The organism is Streptomyces sp. NBC_01571, assembly GCF_026339875.1.
Lineage (GTDB): Bacteria > Actinomycetota > Actinomycetes > Streptomycetales > Streptomycetaceae > Streptomyces.
Genome location: NZ_JAPEPZ010000005.1, coordinates 1 through 18,858, shown reverse-complemented (window position 1 = coordinate 18,858; position 18,858 = coordinate 1). Strand labels below are relative to the sequence as shown.

Below are 18,858 nucleotides of genomic sequence, written 5' to 3'. Positions count from 1 at the left end.
ATGCCCGCCCCTTCCCCCGCACCCGCCCGCCGGTGGCGGGTCAACATCGACGTCCAGCACGGTACGGTCGCCTCCCACCCCGGCCTGCCGCCAGGCAGCCTGATCGCCGACGTGCTCGGCGACGGTGTGCCCGCCGCTGTCATCGACCTCGACCGCTCCACCGGCACCAGCACCAGTACCGCGCTGCTGGAGACCGCCGTCCGGCGCCACCCCGGACGCCTGTGGGTCGGCGGGCGGCTCACGCCCGGCGACCCGGCGATCCCCCGCCTCCTGGAAGCCGGTGCGGCCGGCGCCCTGATCGGCTCCACCGGCCTGTTCCCCGCTGGTCTTCTCCAGCCCGCCAACTGGCCCGACTTCGCCGCCCTCGCCCCCGCCGGCCGGCTGATGCTGTCCGTCGACGCCCTGGACGGCCGCGTCGTCACCGACGGCTTCACCCGTCCCACCGGCCTGCCCCTGGACGACACACTGGACGCACTCATCACCGCCACCAGCAGTGAACACCCCATCTTGGTCACCGACGCCGGCGCCGCCACCCGCCGCACACCACCCCCCTGGGCCGCCCTCGACCGTCTCGCGGCACGCCACCCGCACGCCGACCTGTGGTACGCGGGCGGCCTGGCCTGCTGGCCGGACCTGCAGCGGCTGTGGCATCTCGGCTGGGGAGCCGTCGTCGGCCGCGCCTACCTCACCGCTCCGCGCGGCCTGCCCGACACCACCGGCCATCACCACCGGACACCGCCCGTGACGCCGCATCCCTGACCGCCGAGCGCTCGTTACGCGCCTCGTGTGTACGACTGGGGCCGGCCGCATCATGCGGCCGGCCCCCATGCGTCGGTCCGGGACGCCGCTACAGCTGACGGACCGGCAGCCCGAAACGCTTGGCGAGTTCCGCCTTGATCTCCGCGACCGGCAGCGTGCGCTCCATCCGTGGCGAGTACAGCAGCGAGCTGACGATCGCCGCGGAGGCGCCCGCCTCCGTGAATGCCGCCGCCGCATGTTCCGCCGACCCGGCACCGCCGGAAGCGATCACCGGCAGGTTGACGGCATCCGCGATCGCGCGGGTGATCACCAGGTCGTATCCCTGGTGGGTGCCGTCCTGGTCGATGCTGTTCACGCAGATCTCGCCCGCGCCCAGTTCCTCGCCGCGGCGCGCCCACGCGATCGCGTCCATCCCGGTCGCCACGCGGGCGCCGTCGATGAACACCTCGTACCCGCTGGGAATCAGCTCCGTAGCGGGGACACGCTTGACCTGCATCGACTGCACGATGCACTGGCGGCCGAACTCGACCGAACCCTGGGTGATGATCTGCGGATCACGGACCGCCATCGAGTCGAGGCTGATCTTCTCCGCCCCAGCTGCCAGCACAGCGTGCATGTCCTCAAGGGAACGGATCCCACCGCCCACCGTCAGCGGCACGAACACCTGCTCCGCCACGGCACGGATCGTCACCAGGTCAGCCTGGCGGCGCTGAGCACTGGCGAGGATGTCGTAGAAAATGATCTCGTCGATGCCGTCCGCGTACATCGCGGCGGCGATCGCGGCCGCGTCGCCGACGTCGATGTTGTCCTCGAAGCGGCGGGCCTTCGTCACCCGGCCCTCGACGACGTCGAAGCAGGCGATCAGACGGGCCGTCAGGGTACTGGTGGTCAGCGCGGGCACAGTTCCTCCTGCGGCGTGTTGGAGAACCGCTCGAGCAGGTCCAGCCCGAGAGGACCGGACTTCTCGGTGTGGAACTGGGTGGCCATGATGTTGCCCCGGGCCACGGCGGAGGTGAAGGGCACCCCGTACTCAGTTGTCGCCGCCGTGTCGGCCGGGTCGTCGGGGTCGGCGTAGTAGCTGTTCACGAAGTAGAAGTGGCCCGCGCTGGGCAACGCTGCGAGGAACGGGTGGTCCGAGGCCCGGTGTACCTGGTTCCAGCCCATCTGCGGCACCCGGACCTGTTCACCGTCGAAGGCCTTCACAGTGCCGGGAATCCATCCCAGGCACCTCGCGTCCTGTTCCTCGCTGGCCTCGAAGAGGACCTGGAGGCCGACGCAGATGCCCAGGAAGGGCATATCGCCGTCCACGACCCGCTCGCGGAGCGCATCGGGCCATCCGGCTTCGGACAGGTACTCCATGGTGGTGCCGGCCGATCCGACACCCGGCAGGATGACCCGGTCGATGCCGTCGAGATCGTCAGGTGAGGTGAGCAGACGGTTCGGTACGCCGAGAAAGTTGAGCGCGTACCCCACGCTCTGGCTGTTGCCGGTGCGGTAGTCGATCACGCCGACCGCAGGTCGGTCGTAGTCCTGCATGAACGCCTCAATCTAAGGGCTGCCCGTGGGTGCCCTGGTTGAAGTAGCCGGCCGCATCGAACGCGGCGAAGGTCACTGTGAGTTTATCGACGCACGGCACTCAGTGGCGGCCTGTCCCGATCACCGGACACTGCAGGTCTGGCTCTGCACGCAAGAAGCGGAGTCGTTTATCGACGGCTGACCTGTCTCAACGAAGATTCCGTGATTCTCAGCGAAGGTGAATGGGGGCTCGTTAGTCTCACTGAAGGTTGAGCGCCTGCTCGGCCTTCGGGGCTGGGGGTGCGGTGGAAGCGCTGTCGCGTGCGTACGGCGATGAGGCGTTAGCAGCGTTTGAGCTGGACTTTCTCAGCGATGGAGAGCGCCGCAGGCTCCCTCTGGGAGCGAGTTGGCAGGTTCCGTTCGAGGTGGCCGAACCTGTCCGGCCGTTCCGTTGGGGCAAGGAAACGCCGGGCTTCGCCGGCTGGTACTACTCGGTGACCGTGCGGGATCACGTGGGGTATGAGTCGTGGCTGGAGCGAGACCGGTTGATCCTGCTCGACTGCGATCCGCAGGTGACGGCGATATCGTCGCAGCCTTTCTGGCTGCACTGGGACGACGGCCGGGGACGGCGTCGTCACGCTCCGGACTACTTCGTCCGGCTGGCTGCGGGGCGGGCCCGGGTCGTGGACGTTCGTGCCGAGGACGACATGGATGATCGGACACGGGAGGCCTTCGCAGCGACCGAGCGTGCTTGTGAGGCCGTGGGCTGGGAGTTCGAGTGGGCCGGCCGTCCTGATCCGGTGTTCATGGCCAACGTCCGGTGGCTGTCGCGGTATCGCCGGGCACGCTCCGGTCGGCCGGAGGCTGTGGCTGAGCGCCTTCTGGAGGTGTTCAGCGAGCCGAGGGGCTTATGGGAGGGCAGCGGACGGGTCGGCGACCGGATCCAGGTTCTGCCGGTGCTGTTCCACCTGCTGTGGTCGGGGAAGTTGAAGGCGGATCTGTCGGGAGGGCTGTTGGAGACCGGGAGTCTGGTCTGGGCGAAGGGGCGGCAGCGATGGGCCGGTTGACGCGTCCGCCGACTCTGGTGGTCGGTGAGAGAGTCCGATTCGATGGGCAGGTCCGGGGGGTTCTTGAGGTGACCGCCCAGGCCGTGGTCCTGGAGGATGCCGGGGATCCGCACCGGGTGGTGGCCTTGATCGAGCTGTTCGAGGCGGAGGACTTCGAGGTCTTGTTCCGTCCGGAGCGGATGCCGCTGCCGGCCTCTTCCGTTCTGGAGGCGCTCCCGGCGGCAGCGGTCACACAGGCACTGTGGTGGGAGAGCCACATCCTGGAAGTGGTGCACGGACTGCCGCCGGACGCGGAGCCCGGGACGGAACCGCGCGAGGAGTACGGGCCGGGCACGTCGCTGACCGGGCGGGAGAAGGCCAAGGCCTCGGAGCTTTCGAGGGCTGGGCACCCGGTGACGGCCAGCACGGTCGCCCGGCTGCGTCGCCGCTATCTGAAGGATGGGGTTGCGGGGCTGGCTGATGGCCGCGCGGCCCGCAAGCGGCCGGAGTTCGGGACGGTGGACCCCGAGGTGGTGGACGCGATGCGTCAGGCCATCAAGGAAGGCGTCGACTCCTCCACCCGGACCGCGTCCTACCTGATCTGGAGGACGAAGGAGATCCTAGAGCAGACCCAGGAAGGACATGCGGTTACGTGGCCGTCCCGGGCCACGCTCTACCGGTTGGTGGAGAAACTGACGGCGGGCACCCACGCAACGGGCTCGGCCGTCACACGCCGGTCGAAGGCCCACACGGCGGCTGTCCCGTTCGGGGAACTGACCGTCAGCGCCCCGGGCGAGGTCATGCAGATCGACTCCACCCCGCTCGATGTGATGGTCCGCCTCGACAACGGGGTCGTCGGCAAGGTCGAACTCACGGCGATGATCGACGTCGCGACCCGGACCCCGACAGCGGTCGTTCTCCGGCCGTCGACGAAGTCGGTTGACGCCAGCGTGTTGCTGGCCAGGACTGTTACTCCGGAACTGATGCGCCCGGGCTGGGTGGACGCGCTCAAGATGTCCCGCTCCGTTCTGCCGCACCGGCGGCTGCTGACCCTGGACGAGCGCCTCAAACACGCGGCCGCCAAGCCGGTGATCGTCCCGGAAATGATCGTCTGCGATCACGGGAAGGCGTTCATCTCACGCAACTTCCGAGCCTCCTGCCGGTTCCTGGAGATCGACTTCCAGCCGACCCACAAAGGCGCGCCCTTCGAGAAGGGCCACATCGAGAAAATGCTGGGCTCGGTCGCCACGATGTTCGCGCAGTTCCTCCCCGGCCACACCGGCCGCAACACCGACCACCGCGGCCGGCACCCGGAGAAGGAAAATCTGTGGTCACTGCCCGAATTGCAGGAACTGCTCGATGAGTGGGTCGTCGCAAGGTGGTTGAACCGCCCCCACGAAGGACTACGCGACCCCGACCATCCTGGCCGGCTGTTCACGCCGAACCAGAAGTACGCCGCGCTGATCGAGTCCTGCGGCTACGTCCCGGTCGCCCTCAGCGGCCAGGACTACATCGAGCTCCTGCCCGCGGCCTGGCGGGCCGTCAACGCCTACGGCATCCGGATCAACAACCGCACCTACGACGCCCCGGAACTCGGGCCGATGCGGCGCCACCATTCAGGCGTCACCGCCAAGCGGGGTCTTTGGGAGGTCCACCGCGACCCCTACGACGTCTCCCGGGTCTGGGTACGCAACCACCGCGGAGACGGCGGATGGGTCCAGGCGACCTGGAAATACTTGAACCGGGCACCTGTCCCCTTCGGAGACCTCGCCTGGGACCACGTCAGCCACCAGCTGCCCAAGGCCACCGAGGAAGAACTCGCCGAGGCCGTGGCCGCCTTGCTGACCCGCGCACATGCCGGCCCTACCCAAGTCGCTGAGGGAAAGAAGAGCAAGAAGAACAAGCCCTCCAAGCGGGACCGGCAGGTGACCGCTCGGACCAGAGCCACGGCTCCGGCCGTGATCTCTCCGCAGCCCGAGCCGTCCCAGGAGACCGCGGGCGAGCCCGTTGCGGAAGAACAGCAGGAAGACGAAGAACCGATGGCCGAGGTGATCCCGCTCGGGCTCTTCGACCCGCTTGAGGACCCCTGGAGACGCCCGTGAACACCCCGCTGGCCGACCGGCCGGACGACTTCGGCCGCTACCTGACGGTCCTGCCCGGCTGGCGCGCGTTCGTCGCGGCCTCTGTCGGCAAGCCGATGGTCATGCTCGGCGAGGCTGAGTACGCCGCGCTGGTTCATGAGGCTGAATCCGACGCACTGGCCAAAGACGAGAAGAACACCTACGACGAGGATCGCCTTGACCACCACGCCCGCCTGCAAGTGGTCGCCACCTCCACCGTCCGGCACACCGTCACCTGCGGCCGCCGCCTGGTCATCCTCAACCGTGGCGCGATCAGCGCCCGCCGAGGCCTGATTGTCACCGGGCCGGCCAACACCGGCAAGACGATCTCCCTGACCCAGCTCGGTCTGGCCCACGAACTCCAGGACCGCCGCCGTCACCCCGGCCAGGACGAACGCATACCGGTCATCTACATCACCGTCCCGCCCGCCGCGACACCCCGCATGATCGCAGCCGAGTTCGCCCGCTTCCTCGGCCTCCCGGTCCTGCGAAGCTCCAACATCACCGACCTCATCGAATCCGTGGTCGGCGTCTGCACCAAGGCCCGCAGCGGCCTCGTCCTGGTCGACGAGATCCACAACATCTCCCTGGACACCCGCACGGGAGCCGAAGCGTCCGACACGCTCAAGTACTTCTCCGAGCGCATCCCCGCGACCTTCGCCTACGCGGGCATCGACATCGAGAACAGCAGCCTGCTGACCGGCACCCGCGGCGACCAGATCGCCGCCCGTTTCACCTCGGTCGCCACCCATCCTTTCCCCTACAACGCGGAATGGAAAGGGCTGGTCGCCCAGATGGAAGCCAACCTGCTACTGCACCAGCACAAACGCGGCACTATCACGCGCCTGGACCGATTCCTCCACACCCGCACCGACGGCATGATCGGCACCCTGTCCCACCAGCTTCGCGGAGCCGCCGTCGACGCCATCCTCACCGGCACCGAAAAGATCACCAAAGCCGGTCTGCTGGCCGTCGATCTGGACATCGCCTCCCGCCGCAAGCGCCCGGGAGGCCCCTCGGCCACGAACGACGAAGGGTGCAGATCCAATCAGGGTTCCAAGGTCCACGAGCAGGCCGTTTCTTCAGCGCAGCAGGCCAGCGACGTGGGGCGGCCCCTCAAAGGATCTGCACCCAACCCTCTCTGTCAAAGTAGATCGAGTCAGGCATACTGGATGATTCATTGAGTCGAGGGCGGAGAAGGAGTAGTGCCCGGGTGGCCAGCACGAATGACCACGGGACCCCTGATCCGCAGGTAGAAGCCCGTTCGACCGGTCCGCGCCGGTATACCGCGGAGTACAAGGCGAGAATCCTCGCGGAGTACGAGACGTTGGACAAGAAGGACAAGGGCGCTCTGCTGCGGCGGGAGGGTCTGTACTCGTCGTTGATCACGACGTGGCGGCAGCAACGGGACAAGGGCGCCCGGGACGCGCTCGCCGCGTCGGCCGGACGGCCGAAGGCGGACCCGAGGGACAAGGAGATCGCGAAGCTGAAGGCGGAGAAGGCCCGCCTGGAAGCCGACCTCGCGAAGGCCCGCACCGTCATCGAGGTCCAGGGAAAACTCTCCGCGCTGCTCGACCAGTTCGCCACGGACAGCGCCCCGAACAGGAACGGCGAGAAGAACCGGTGACCGGGGCCCAGTTCGCGGCCGTGGCGTTCAACACCGCCCGCAACCAGGCTCTTGAAGAGCTCACCGGGCTGGTCGGACGCGTCCAGGCATGCGCCGCGCTCGGCGTGAGCCGTGCCACCTACTACCGCCGACACCGCCGAAGCCCCGCCCCGGCCAAGCCGCGGCCAGAACGGCGCCGACACCCCCGCGCTCTCGCGCCCGAGGAGGAGATACGGGTCCTCGATGTGCTCCATTGCCCGGAGTTCGCCGACATGGCGCCCGCCGAGATCTACGCGGTGCTCCTGGACCGGGGTGTCTACCTGTGCTCGGAGTCGACGATGTACCGGCTCCTGCGACGGCACGGCGAGGTCCGTGAACGCCGCCGCCAGGCCGTCCACCCACCCCGGACCGTTCCCGAGCTGGTCGCCGAGGGCCCGAACCGGGTCTGGAGCTGGGACATCACGAAGCTGAAGGGGCCGGTCAAGGGCGTCTACTACTGCCTCTACACGATCATCGACATCTTCAGCCGCTACACGGTCGGCTGGATGATCGCCGCGCACGAGAACAAGGACCTCGCGGAGCGGTTCCTGTCCGAGTCGATCGCCAAGTACGGTATCGAACCAGGACAGTTGACGATCCACTCGGACCGCGGGTCCCCGATGGTCGCGCAGAACGTTGCCCAGATGATGGCCGGTCTCGGCGTCACCAAGTCGCATTCGCGGCCGAAGACGTCGAACGACAACCCGTACAGCGAGAGCCAGTACAAGACCCTGAAATACCGGCACGACTTTCCCGAGCGTTTCGGATCCCTCGAGGACGCCCGGGCGTGGTGCACCCACTTCTTCACCTGGTACAACGAGGAGCATCGGCACTCCGGAATCGGCCTGCACACGCCCTACGACGTGCACTTCGGTCTCGCCGAGCAGCTCCGCGAGATGCGTGCCGACGTCCTCCAGGCGGTCTACGCGAAGCACCCCGAACGCTTCGTCCGCAAACCACCCGAGCCCCCCAAGCTCCCCGCAGCGGCCTGGATCAACCAGCCGGCACCAGACGGCCCACTGATCCCAGCACAGCGTTAAAACGATCTACCTGCCTTGATCGCTTTGACAGGTTCCGCAACGACGAACAGTGACACCATCCGCCCGCAGCACTCCACCGATCGCCCGCCTTCCCTTCCAGACCCGCCCAAGGGCCGGGGAAGGGGTCCGGTCCTTCATCACGCGGCTGGCCCAGGCAAACCAGCTTCCGCCTGCCTACCTGCGGAAGTTTCTTTGTGAACCGCCACTACACCGCGGGGCCCCGAGCTGGGACCGCTTAGCGACTGTCACTGACCGTGATGCCGACCAACTGCGACACACTCTTGAGACGGTGTCATGCGCGGAATGCGGTGCCTCCATATTGGCCAACTCACTTCGCGGCGTTCGCCCGAAGACGTGCTCCGCAGCTTGCCGAACGAAGGTCTACCGCAGGAGACTCCCGCGTTCCACTCCACCCGAACCGGTGCCTTGCCGCGTCTGCGGCAACCTGATGAAGATCCAGTTCGGACAACGTCGCCGCACCTGTTCACCGGCCTGTCGCCAGATTGCCTATCGAGCCCGTCAGCCGGCACCTGAGCCGACGCCTTGCCGTGTCTGCGGCAAGTTGATGGAGGCCCAGTATGGGCAGCTTCGCCAGATGTGTTCGCCTGCCTGTCGGCAGACAGCTCTCGCGGCTCGTCAGCCAGCCCAAGAGCCACTGCTGACTCGCCGGGCCACCGCTCGGCCCCGCACTCCGGGCATCTGCGCGGCTTGCAGGCGTCCGTTGTCCGAGGAGTCAGTCAAGAAGGGTGGCCTGACCTGCTCGCACCGCTGCCGCCAGAAGGCATACCGCCAGCGCAAGGCGATGCCGCCCGAGTAGCGGATCATCCTGCACCGATCATTCTCACCGGCACAGTCGATGCAGATTCGCTGAGACAAACCGCTGAAGCGTGAACCTTCGCTGAGACGAAGATGGATCAGCGCAGCTTCGGTGAGATCGGATCAATCTTCGCTGAGACGGGTCAACGGCTTCGGGAGTCACTTGGCGGCCCCGTCTCTTGATCAATGTCGATGAGTTCGGGAGCCACCATGCTTGGTCGATGCACGGGGCGACGGCGGCGTAGGCGCTGAAGCTCCGTCGGGTCGAGTGCCTCGACTGATGACACGGCCCGGCACGGCCGTTGGGCGGCTCGTACCGGGGCGAGGAACTTCTGCGGCATGCCGGGCTTAGAGGTCGCGCGGATAGGCGCGGTTGGGGACCCCGACAACAGAACGGGCACAGGTCCCGATGATCATGGAGTTGCGACGCTCTGTGACCACTGAGGAGACCTGTGCCCGCGCTGCCATCATGGCTCACCGAACCGCTCTGGGACCAATTCGTGGCTCTGCTGCCCAAGCGGCCGGAGTTCCATCCGGACCATCCACTCGGCTGCCATCGGCGGCGCATCAGTGACCGGATCATCTTCGACAAGATGCTGCAACTGCTGCGCTTCGGCTGCTCCTACGAGGCGATCGCCGACACGGCCTGCTCGGCCACCACGATCCGCACCCGCCGCGACGAGTGGATACAACTCGGCGTGTTCGCCCAGCTCAAGAAGATCGCGCTGGACTCCTACGACCGGATCGTCGGCCTCGTCCTCGACCAGATCGCCGTGGACGGCTCCATCACCAAGGCGCCCGGAGGCGGCGAGGCAGCCGGTCGCTCACCAGTCGACCGCGGCAAACAGGGCCTGAAACGCTCAGGCATGACGGACGGGTACGGCATTCCCCTGGGCCGTGTCCTGGCCGGCGCCAACCGCCACGACTCCCCGTTGCTCGCCCCGACCCTGGACCGCCTGGACGACCTGGGGCCGTTACCCGACGACATCACCGTGCACCTGGACGCCGGCTACGACTCGGACAAGACCCGCGAGCTGCTCAGCGAACGCGGCCTGCACGGCCGCATCGCACACAAGGGGGAGAAGGCGCCCATCCAGGCCAGCAGGCGCTGGCACGTCGAACGCACCCATGCCTGGCAGAACGCCTTCTACCGGCTCGCCCGCTGCTACGAGCGGCGCGCCACTGTCATCGACGCATTCTTCGACCTCGCCGACACCATCATCACCGTGCGTAGCCTGATTCGACGGGCATGGACAACACACCGCTGGGACGAACGCCCGAACCGCCGGCCGTGACCGCACGCCTATCCGCGCGACCTCTTAGTGACGCGAGAACATGAAGATCGTTAACCAGGCCATGAAGACACCCACACACACCCTTTGTGCCCTTGCTCTGGCGGCGGCCGCTCTGTCCGTCTCCGGAGCCGCGCAGGCAGCCGACGGCCCCTCTATCGAGTTGACCAACCAGTTCAATGGCGTGACGCTGACCGCACTCTCTCAAGAGGTCGTGGACGAGGCGACTTCCACTTCCGGAACCCAAGCCGACATGACGATCGTCGTCGCACGCCCGCTCGACACCCAAAACGGGCTCTACACGGCCGATATGACCGTGATCTTCGACGCTGTGCCCCGCGCCTAGTAAGCCCAGACCGAATCACTTGTGAGGCTGCGGAGGTTTTGCCTGCCTGGTCAGGCCCGGCAACAACAACCACGCCCTCGCAACTGCGGGGCCCTGCCCGAACCGGGCGGGATGCCACGGCGTCGGCACCGTATGTGAAGCAGTGCCGACGCCGTGGGATGTGCAGGGCTGGTCTGAACAACCCTGCCGTCGGGTGCAGCGCAGTCGCCACCAAGAGCCCCCGGGCCACCAAGACACCGAAGCACGGCGGGGCGCGCTGACGCCGGAGCGCGGCCCAACCGACGCGTACCCTCCACCAGGCCGACGGGAGTGCCGCGAGGTGCCTCCCCTTCTCGTGAACACCGCCTATTCGCGCGAGCGTGCGACTCCCAAGGTCGCGCCAAAACGACGTCGCTACTCGTGTACAAAGCCAGCAGGTCCGCAGGCTGCTTACCTGGTCACCCTGGCGGCCAACGCCGTGTGCGTGGCTGCCAGGTCCGTTCCGCTCGGCGCGGATGCCGGACCATCTCCCGCGCGCCACGTCCCTGGAAGGCCCCCGGCCGGGAGTGAAATGGGGTGAGGCAGGCCTGTGCTCTGAACAGCCGCGCACGGCCCCGTCGTCCCTCCGCGCGGCGCGATGGCAGCGCTGATGCCCACCTGTTTTCCGGTGCCGTCCCGGGCATGGGCGGTCCTCGGCGGTGTCGTACCCGGCACCGACGGCCCGTTGTCGGACCCTGCCGGTAGCGTCGTATGCGTCAGGACTCATCGATGCACGTCAAAGAGCCCTGGAAACGCGGACTTTGCTTGGCGGCTGCCGCATCCCAGGGCTCTCTGTGCGTCTCAAGTCCCCCGACACCCTTGTACTCGCAGTAGGAGGAACCCTTGACTGTCATTGAAGCTACAGGATGCCTACGACAGACCCCACGACCAGGGAAAACAGTCCGCGGCCCGGAGCGCCCGGCATCGGCGGTATCGAAATTGCGGAGACACCGGGCTTCTGATGATCACGCTCACCGTCACCCTCAGCATTCTCCTCATCCTTGTCCTCAGCGGGGGCGCGGCGGTCGCCGTGTACCTCCACTCAAAGAAGGGCAGCACCGCCATTCCGCCCAGGGGCGACCTCGGCAAGGCGATCGCAGCAGGCGTTGGCATCGTCACGGCTGTGGGGGTCCTGGTGGGGATCGCCCTGGTGGTCAGCCAGGCGAGCCCGCCCGGTCCGGCCAACGTCGGTCCCTCGGTGACCTGTTCGGCCCTCTCCAGCAGGTGTTGAGAGGCGCTTCACGGTTCTCGTAGTGGTGCCGGTGGCCGGGTGGCCACCGGCACCATTGCGTTCGGATCCTCACGCCCCACGTGTCGACGCGCTGGTTCACCGGCCGCGGAGTCGGGTCGCGGTCACGACGGCGTGCCGGGTGGTTCCCGCCGCGATTTCGACGACAGCTATTCCGTGGGGAACGGCGGTGTAGGGCTGCCCGGCGCTGCTGTGCCCCGTCGGTCCTGGCCCGACGGCGGCCAGGAGCGGGCCGATCCGCGCGGCGAGCGGCGTGGTGAGTCTCTGGGTCAGTGCGGTGCGTCCGTCGGGGAGTCGGACGGCCAGGGTGCGGGGCCGTGTGGCTGGTCCGGTGTAGCCGACGACGTGGGCGTCGATGGTTTCCGCGTGTCGGATCTTCTGCCACGCGCCGCTGCGGCCGGCGCGGTATGGGGAGGCGGCGTGTTTCGCGACGAGCCCCTCGACACCCTGGTCCTGGAGGGTGTTGTACCAGGTGAGCGCCGTGTGCCGGTCGCTGGTGGCGGACACGGCCTGGATCGGCGAGTTGGCGGGCAGTCCGGACAGAACATCGAGGAGGGCTGCGCGCCGTTCGCGGTACGGACGCGCACGAACGTCTCCGAAGGGCGGGGGCAGCTGCAGGGCGTCCCAGACGATGTAGTGCGCGGGGCGCCGGCTGGCCAGGAGGCGGGCTCGGGATGGTGAGGATGCGGCCCGGGCCTGTGCGGCTTCGAAGCTGATCCGGCCGTCTTCGGTGGCGATGACGGCCTCCCCATCGAGGACGGTCCCGGTCGGGAGCGGCAGGCCGGCGAGGGCGAGGTCGCCCCACACCGCGGTGACGTCACGTCCTGAGCGGGCCTGCAGCCGCACTCCTCCATCGGTCCGCCACATGAGCGTGCGGTGGCCGTCGACCTTCATCTCGAAGACCCACCCCGTTCCGGTCGGCAGTGCCGGAACAGGCTGTGCGAGGGCAACGGAGACGGGCCAGTCCACCCGTCCAGCCTGCGACGGCCGCAGCCGTGCTGCTCGCTGGGCGCTTCGGGAAGCAGACTCGGGGCCCGGCTCCTACGCTGGTGGGGGCTCGGGGCTGTCATGGAGGTCCGTCATGCCCCGACCCTTGTGGAGCGGTGCCATCAGCTTCGGGCTGGTGACCATCCCCGTGAAGCTGGTCAGTGCCACCGACGATCGTTCGGTCCACTTCCACCAGGTCCATACCGAGGACATGGGCCGGGTGCGGGTGCGCAAGTACTGCGAGGCGGAGGACCGGGAGGTGTCCGCGGGCGAGATCGGCAAGGGCTTCGAGGTCGCCAAGGACACGCTGGTCGCGGTCACGGACGCGGAACTGGAGGAGATGCCGCTCCCGACCCCGAAGGCCATCGAGATCGTCGCGTTCGTGCCGGCTGCCTCGATCGACCCGGTCCGGCTCAGCGGGGACAGCTACTTCCTGCAAGGCGACGGTCAGGTCGCGGCGAAACCGTATGCCTTGATCGCGAAGGCGTTGGCCCGCAATACGAAGGTGGCCGTCGCGAAGCTGGCGTGGCACGGGCGGGAACGGCTGGTGCTGTTGCGGGTGCGGGACGGGGTTCTGGTCGCGCACGTGCTGAAGTGGGACGACGAGATCCGCGACCCCGCCGAGCTCGCCCCCAAGGAGCCCGAGGTCACGGACTCGGAGATCGACGAGGCCGTGCAACTGATCGACTCGATGACGACGGACGACATCTCCGGCTACCGGGACACCTACCGCGAGGCCCTTGAAGCAGTCATCGAGGCGAAAGCCGAGGGCCGGCGGCCGCCGGAGCCCCGCACGGGAGACGAGGAGCAGGGCGGGCAGGTGCTGGACCTGATGGCGGCCCTGCAGGAGAGCGTCCGTAAGGCGCAGGCCGCGCGCGGCGACGACAGCGGGGACGCCGAGATCCACGAGATGCCCGAGTCCAAGCCGAAGCCGAAGAAGAAGACCGCGGCTACGAAGACCGCGAAGAAGGCCCCCGCCAAGAGGGCTGCGAAGAAGACCGCGGCCACGAAGAAGCTGGCCCGGCGCCGCGGCGCCTGACCCGCCCCCCCGGCCGGTGCCCAGCGGCCGGCACAGCTTCGAGGACCTCTGACCGAACGCGTATCAGCAGCCTGTGATGCGTGTCATAGGGGTGCGGTCCGAGGCTGAATTCAGGGCCTGTCCCGCCTCGGGGGAGGCAACCAGTGTGGCGGGATGACCGAATCACCCATTCGCACGCTTGTGCGATTTCGAGTTATGGTGCGAACCTGGAAGGGAGGGGGCTGGCGAGATGCAGGAGGTGCGTGAGCTGTGGATTTACTCATCTGCACGTCGCGTCCGGCTACTCCGCCCGCTACGGCGCCGCCCTCCCTCACGTCCTGGTCCAGCGTGCGGTCGAGCGTGGGATGACGACGCTCGCGCTGACCGACCGCGACACGGTCGCCGGGACTGTGCGCTTCGCCAAGGCCGCCGCGGCCGCCGGTATCCGGCCCGTCTTCGGTGTCGACGTCGCCGTCGCCCCACTCCGTACGCCCGCCCCGCAGACCGCCCGTGCGCGCACACCGGTACGGGGCGGCGCGCATGTCGTGGAGCCGCTGCTGCGGGTCACGCTGCTCGCGCAGAATCTGGCGGGGTGGGCGCGGCTGTGCCGTCTGGTGTCCGCCGCGCACGCCGAGGCTGACGGCGGTCTGCCGGTCGTGTCGTGGCCGGTGCTGCGTGAGTACGCCGACCGCGACCTGGTGGTACTGCTCGGCCCTTCCTCCGAACCGGTGCGGGCTCTGTCCGCGGGCCGTCCCGACGTGGCCGAGCAGCTGCTCGCACCGTGGCGGGAACTGGCTGACGAGAGACTGCGGCTGGAGGCGGTGTATCTGGGCCTGCAGGGGACGGGTCCGGGGTCGCTGCGGCTGGCCGCGCGCACGGTGGGCCTGGCCGGTGAGCTGGGCGTGCGCGCGGTGCTGACGAACGCGGTCCGCTACGCCGACCCCACGCAGCACCGGCTGGCCGATGTGCTCGATGCGGCGCGGCTGCTGCGGCCCGTAGACCGCCGGCACCTGGACGGCGGCGAGCGGTGGATGAAGGACCCGACTGCCATGGCCGCGGCCGCCGAGCGTGTCGCGGAGGCCGCCGGTACCGGCCGGTCAGGCGCCGCCCGGCTGCTGGCCGAAACAGAGACCACGGGGCAGTCCTGTGCCCTGACTCCGGCCGACCTCGGCCTGGGCAGACCGCACTTCCCCGAGCCCTCCGTCGTCGGCGCCGGCAGTGAGCGGGATTCGGCAATGCGGCTGCTGCGGCAGCGCTGTGAGGCCGGGATGGTCGCCCGCGGCCTCGACAGGGACGAGCCTGCAGTGCGGCAGCTCGACTACGAACTCGACGTCATCGGCCGCCTCGGCTTCGAGCCGTACTTCCTGGCCGTCGCACAGGTGGTGGCCGACACCCGGGCCCTGGGGATCCGGGTGGCTGCGCGCGGCTCCGGGGCCGGCTCGATGGTCAACCACGCACTGTTCGTCGCCACAGCCAATCCGCTGCGGTACCGGCTGTTGTTCGAACGGTTCCTCAGCGAGCGCCGGACGTCGCTGCCGGACATCGATCTGGATGTGGAGTCCGCGCGGCGCCTGGAGGTGTATGACGCGATCATCGACCGGTTCGGGCCGGAGCGGACCGCGGTCACCGGCATGCCCGAGACCTACCGGGCCCGGCACGCCCTGCGGGACACCGGGCTCGCCCTAGGCCTGCCGCCCCAGGTCGTGAACGAGGTCGCGAAGAGCTTTCCGCACATCCGGGCCCGCGATATCCGCTCCGCCCTGGCGGAGCTGCCGGAACTGCGGCAACTCGCTGCCCGAGCAGATCAGTTCGGCCCGCTGTGGGAACTCGCCGAGGGCCTGGACGCGCTGCCCCGCGGCTACGCGATGCACCCGTGCGGGGTGATCCTGTCGAACAGTTCGCTCCTGGACCGGCTCCCAGTACAGCCGACGCCAGCCGGCTACCTGATGGTGCAGGCCGACAAGGACGACATCGAACTGGAGGGCTTCGGCCTCCTGAAACTGGATGTCCTGGGCGTCCGGATGCAGAGCGCGATGGCCCATGCAGTCACGGAGATCCACCGCACCACCGGCCAGCAACTCGATCTCGACAACCCCGACCACGTCGACCTCAACGACCGCCTGGCGTTCGAACTCATCCAGGCCTCCGACACCGTGGGCCTGTTCCAACTCGAGTCCCCTGGTCAACAAGACCTGGTGGGAAGACTGCAGCCACGCCACATGGATGACGTGATCGCCGACATCTCCCTGTTCCGGCCCGGGCCGGTGTCCGGGGGCATGCCCGCCCTGTTCATCGCAGCCCGGCACGGCGCCGAGCCCCACTACCCGCACCCAGACCTGGAGCCGATCCTCAACGACACCTACGGCGTGGTGATCTGGCACGAGCAGATCATCGCGATCCTGTCCAAGATGACTGGCTGCGACCGGGCCGCAGGCGACGTCGCCCGCCGCGCCCTCGCGAACCCCGAACGGATGCCGAAGGTCGAAGCCTGGTTCAGGCGCACCGCGGGCGAGCGCGGGTACAGCACCACGGTGCTGGATGAGGTGTGGGAGACCGTCTCCCAGTTCGGCGCGTACGGCTTCTGCCGCGCCCACGCCGTCGCCTTCGCCGTTCCCGCACTCCAGAGCGCCTTCCTGAAAGCCCGGTATCCAGCGTTCCTGTACGCCGGACTGCTGGAACACGACCCCGGGATGTGGCCGCGCCGCGTCCTCGTCTCCGACGCCCGCCGCCACGGCGTGCCGATCCTGCCCGTCGACGTCAACCACTCCCGCGCCCAGCACAGCGCCGAACAGACCGACCACGGCTGGGGGGTACGCCTCGCGTTCAGCACCGTGAAGGGCATCAGCGAAGCGGAAGTCGGCCGGCTCGTCGGCGGGCAGCCGTATGCCGGTCTGCAGGACCTGTGGCAGCGCGCCCGTCCGTCCCTGCCGACCGCGCAGCACCTGATCCGTGTCGGCGCACTCGACGGGCTCACGGGCGGCCTCACGCGGCGGGATCTGCTGCTGCAGGCTGTCGAGCTGCACCGGCAGTCTCGCGCCCGGGCCGCCACCGACGGTCAGCTACCCCTCGGTGGGGAACTGGTGTCCGCCGAGCCGAGCGGACTGCCGGAGATGACCAGCCGAGACAAGCTCGACGCGGAGCTGGAGACGCTCCAGATCGACGTCACCCACCACCTCATGGACCACCACCACCGGCTCCTCAACGAGCTCGGCGCGACCGACGCACGGCAACTGCGCGCGATGGTCCCCGGGCAGAAGGTGCTCGTCGCCGGTGTCCGGGCCTCCACACAGACCCCACCGATCCCGTCCGGCAAACGGGTCATCTTCCTGACGCTCGAGGACGGTGCGGGCCTGATCGACCTGGCGTTCTTCGAGGACTCCCACGAACAGGTCGCCCACACCGTTTTCCATTCCGGGCTGCTGCTGGTGCGGGGCACCGTCGAGGCCCGCGGCCCGCGTCGCACCGTGGTCGGTGAGATGGCCTGGAACCTCGAAGAGGTCGCCGCGGCCCGCCGCGACCACGGCCCGCAGGCCGCACTCGACCTCCTCGGCCGCACCAACCCCTCCCCCACCCCGGCGGGAACCGCCGCGCCGCAGCGCACCCTTCAGGACGGCACCGCGGGGGCTCGCCTGCATCCGTACGCGGACCTCCAGCCTGCCGGGACCCGCTCGGCCGACCTGCGCCGCCTCGGCCACCGCAGCCCCGGAAGTGCAGGGTGATCGCCGTGAGCGGCCACGGCCACCGGACCGTCCTGCATCTCCGCTTCGTCCTCCCGACGGATGGCGGCGCTGGGCTTCTTGAGGGTGTGCGCTCGCTGCTGGAGAACATCACACCGCGTGTGCAGATCATCGAGGCGGACACGGCGGTCTTGGACGTCACTGGCGCCCTGCCGTACTGGAAGCGCGACGCACGGGGCCTGACCGAACTGATTCAGATGCGCGCGCTCGCGCTCCTGGGTCTGCACAGCGCTGCGGCCGTCGGTCCCAACCGGATGCTCGCCGCGATGGCCTGCAACCTCACCCCGCCCGGCCGGCGCACCGTCATCGACCACTCCCCCGACGCCGTCGCCGTGTTCCTGCGGCCGCGCCCGGTCCAGGAACTGCCCGGCGTGGGCAGCAAGGTGGCCGCGACGCTGGCCTCCTACGGCGTGCATAGAGTCGGGGACGTCGCCGACCTGCCGCCGGCCACGCTGCAGCGGCTGCTCGGGGCCCGTGCCGGCCGTACCCTCCACGAACGCGCCCTCGGCCACGACGCCACCATCGTCGACCAGGCCCCCACAGCGGCGAGCATCAGCACCGAGCACCGCTTCACCCGCGACGAACTCGACCCGGCCCAGCACCGGGGCGCCCTGCTCGCCCTCGCCGACGACCTCGGCACACAGCTCCGCGCGTCTGGTCAGATCGCGGCAGGCCTGACCTGCACGATCCGCTACGCCGACCACACCGGCACGCGCCGTAGCCGCACCCTGCCCGAAGCCACCCAGCACACCGTGCTCCTGGCCCGCACCGCCTACGCGGTCTACGAATCCCTAGGTCTGCAGCGGGCCCGGGTCCGCAGCATCGCGTTGCGCGCTGATCCCTGTGTCCTGACGGCAGGGCGACCCGGCAACTCACGCTGGACAGCGGCGATGAGAAGCCGCTGGCGATCGAAGCCGTCGCCGACCGGGCCCGCACCCGGTACGGGAACCCTGTCATCTACCCGGCCGCTCTAGCGACTGGCGTGCAGAGCAAGCGGCAGGCTCAGATCCCGGCTGTACGGGGCCAGATGGTCAGGCGAGCGGAAGGTGCCCCAGCGGCCGCCCTGCATCGGCCTGAGCCCGGAGCAGGGCAGCGATCTCGGAGTCGCTGGTGAAGACGGAGCCCCTCCACCACTCCGGCACGGGCACCGGTGCAAGGCGCACCTCGGTTCCGTAGGTGCGGGCGGCATCGAACAAGGTCTGCAGAACGCCGAGTCCGCCAGGTTGAGCGCGCCTATGTGAGCGGACCACGTTTGTGTGGCCTCGTCGTA

Annotated in this window: 15 protein-coding genes and 1 pseudogene; 12 read left to right on the top strand and 4 right to left on the bottom strand. The window is 68.8% G+C overall.

The genetic code is table 11. The features are described from left to right. Complete coding sequence (locus OHB41_RS50265) at nucleotides 1–759, top strand: HisA/HisF-related TIM barrel protein (protein WP_266709237.1); 759 nt, start codon at nucleotides 1–3, stop codon at nucleotides 757–759. Between the two features lie 88 nt (nucleotides 760–847). Here the strand turns inward: OHB41_RS50265 and hisF are convergent, their stop codons facing one another. Beyond that, a complete protein-coding gene (gene hisF / locus OHB41_RS50260) occupies nucleotides 848–1,660 on the bottom strand; it encodes an imidazole glycerol phosphate synthase subunit HisF (protein ID WP_266709235.1) in 813 nt (270 codons plus the stop codon). Continuing rightward, entirely contained in the window at nucleotides 1,648–2,295 is a 648-nt protein-coding gene (hisH, locus tag OHB41_RS50255) for an imidazole glycerol phosphate synthase subunit HisH (RefSeq protein ID WP_266709233.1), read from the bottom strand. The genes hisF and hisH overlap by 13 nt, the downstream gene beginning before the upstream one ends. Nucleotides 2,296–2,579: 284 nt before the next feature. Between hisH and OHB41_RS50250 the strand changes: the two genes are divergently transcribed. The 8 genes and pseudogenes from OHB41_RS50250 to OHB41_RS50215 all read left to right on the top strand — a co-directional run bounded on the left by OHB41_RS50250 (nucleotide 2,580) and on the right by OHB41_RS50215 (nucleotide 11,828). Next, a complete protein-coding gene (locus OHB41_RS50250) occupies nucleotides 2,580–3,341 on the top strand; it encodes a TnsA-like heteromeric transposase endonuclease subunit (RefSeq protein WP_266709231.1) in 762 nt (253 codons plus the stop codon). Beyond that, the gene (locus tag OHB41_RS50245; RefSeq protein WP_266709229.1) at nucleotides 3,329–5,422 is read left to right on the top strand and encodes a TnsB C-terminal domain-containing protein; all 2,094 of its coding nucleotides are present in this window, start codon (nucleotides 3,329–3,331) and stop codon (nucleotides 5,420–5,422) included. The genes OHB41_RS50250 and OHB41_RS50245 overlap by 13 nt, the downstream gene beginning before the upstream one ends. 95 nt (nucleotides 5,423–5,517) lie before the next feature. Then, the gene (locus tag OHB41_RS50240; RefSeq protein WP_526025126.1) at nucleotides 5,518–6,624 is read left to right on the top strand and encodes an AAA family ATPase; all 1,107 of its coding nucleotides are present in this window, start codon (nucleotides 5,518–5,520) and stop codon (nucleotides 6,622–6,624) included. Nucleotides 6,625–6,653: 29 nt separating this feature from the next. Next, a pseudogene (locus OHB41_RS50230) lies at nucleotides 6,654–8,125 on the top strand (IS3 family transposase). Nucleotides 8,126–8,174: 49 nt separating this feature from the next. After that, the gene (locus OHB41_RS52900) at nucleotides 8,175–8,942 is read left to right on the top strand and encodes a TniQ family protein (protein ID WP_526025125.1); all 768 of its coding nucleotides are present in this window, start codon (nucleotides 8,175–8,177) and stop codon (nucleotides 8,940–8,942) included. Between the two features lie 451 nt (nucleotides 8,943–9,393). Further along, nucleotides 9,394–10,236 carry an IS5 family transposase gene (locus OHB41_RS50225; protein WP_266709223.1) on the top strand — a complete coding sequence of 281 codons (843 nt, stop codon included), beginning with the start codon at nucleotides 9,394–9,396 and terminating at the stop codon, nucleotides 10,234–10,236. Nucleotides 10,237–10,276: 40 nt separating this feature from the next. Next, nucleotides 10,277–10,579, top strand: coding sequence for a CS1 type fimbrial major subunit (locus OHB41_RS50220; RefSeq protein ID WP_266709221.1), 303 nt, complete (start codon nucleotides 10,277–10,279; stop codon nucleotides 10,577–10,579). A gap of 979 nt (nucleotides 10,580–11,558) precedes the next feature. Beyond that, nucleotides 11,559–11,828, top strand: a complete 270-nt coding sequence (locus OHB41_RS50215; RefSeq protein ID WP_266709219.1) for a hypothetical protein — start codon at nucleotides 11,559–11,561, stop codon at nucleotides 11,826–11,828. A gap of 96 nt (nucleotides 11,829–11,924) precedes the next feature. On the opposite strand, the gene OHB41_RS50210 is transcribed toward OHB41_RS50215, so the two are convergent. Beyond that, the gene (locus tag OHB41_RS50210; RefSeq protein ID WP_266709217.1) at nucleotides 11,925–12,815 is read right to left on the bottom strand and encodes an ATP-dependent DNA ligase; all 891 of its coding nucleotides are present in this window, start codon (nucleotides 12,813–12,815) and stop codon (nucleotides 11,925–11,927) included. A gap of 112 nt (nucleotides 12,816–12,927) precedes the next feature. Here OHB41_RS50210 and ku point away from each other — a divergent pair, with 112 nt between their 5' ends. The 3 genes from ku (at nucleotide 12,928) to OHB41_RS50195 (ending at nucleotide 18,562) form a co-directional block, all read left to right on the top strand. Beyond that, nucleotides 12,928–13,872: a non-homologous end joining protein Ku gene (ku, locus tag OHB41_RS50205; RefSeq protein WP_266709215.1), complete on the top strand. Its 945-nt coding sequence runs from the start codon at nucleotides 12,928–12,930 to the stop codon at nucleotides 13,870–13,872. 242 nt (nucleotides 13,873–14,114) lie between these two features. After that, nucleotides 14,115–17,570: a DNA polymerase III subunit alpha gene (locus OHB41_RS50200; RefSeq protein WP_266709213.1), complete on the top strand. Its 3,456-nt coding sequence runs from the start codon at nucleotides 14,115–14,117 to the stop codon at nucleotides 17,568–17,570. 5 nt (nucleotides 17,571–17,575) lie between these two features. Continuing rightward, nucleotides 17,576–18,562 carry a DNA polymerase Y family protein gene (locus OHB41_RS50195; RefSeq protein ID WP_266709211.1) on the top strand — a complete coding sequence of 329 codons (987 nt, stop codon included), beginning with the start codon at nucleotides 17,576–17,578 and terminating at the stop codon, nucleotides 18,560–18,562. A 57-nt stretch (nucleotides 18,563–18,619) separates the two neighbouring features. Here the strand turns inward: OHB41_RS50195 and OHB41_RS50190 are convergent. Continuing rightward, nucleotides 18,620–18,858, bottom strand: a 239-nt coding sequence (locus OHB41_RS50190; protein WP_266709209.1) for a hypothetical protein, incomplete at its 5' end; no start/stop codon positions are given.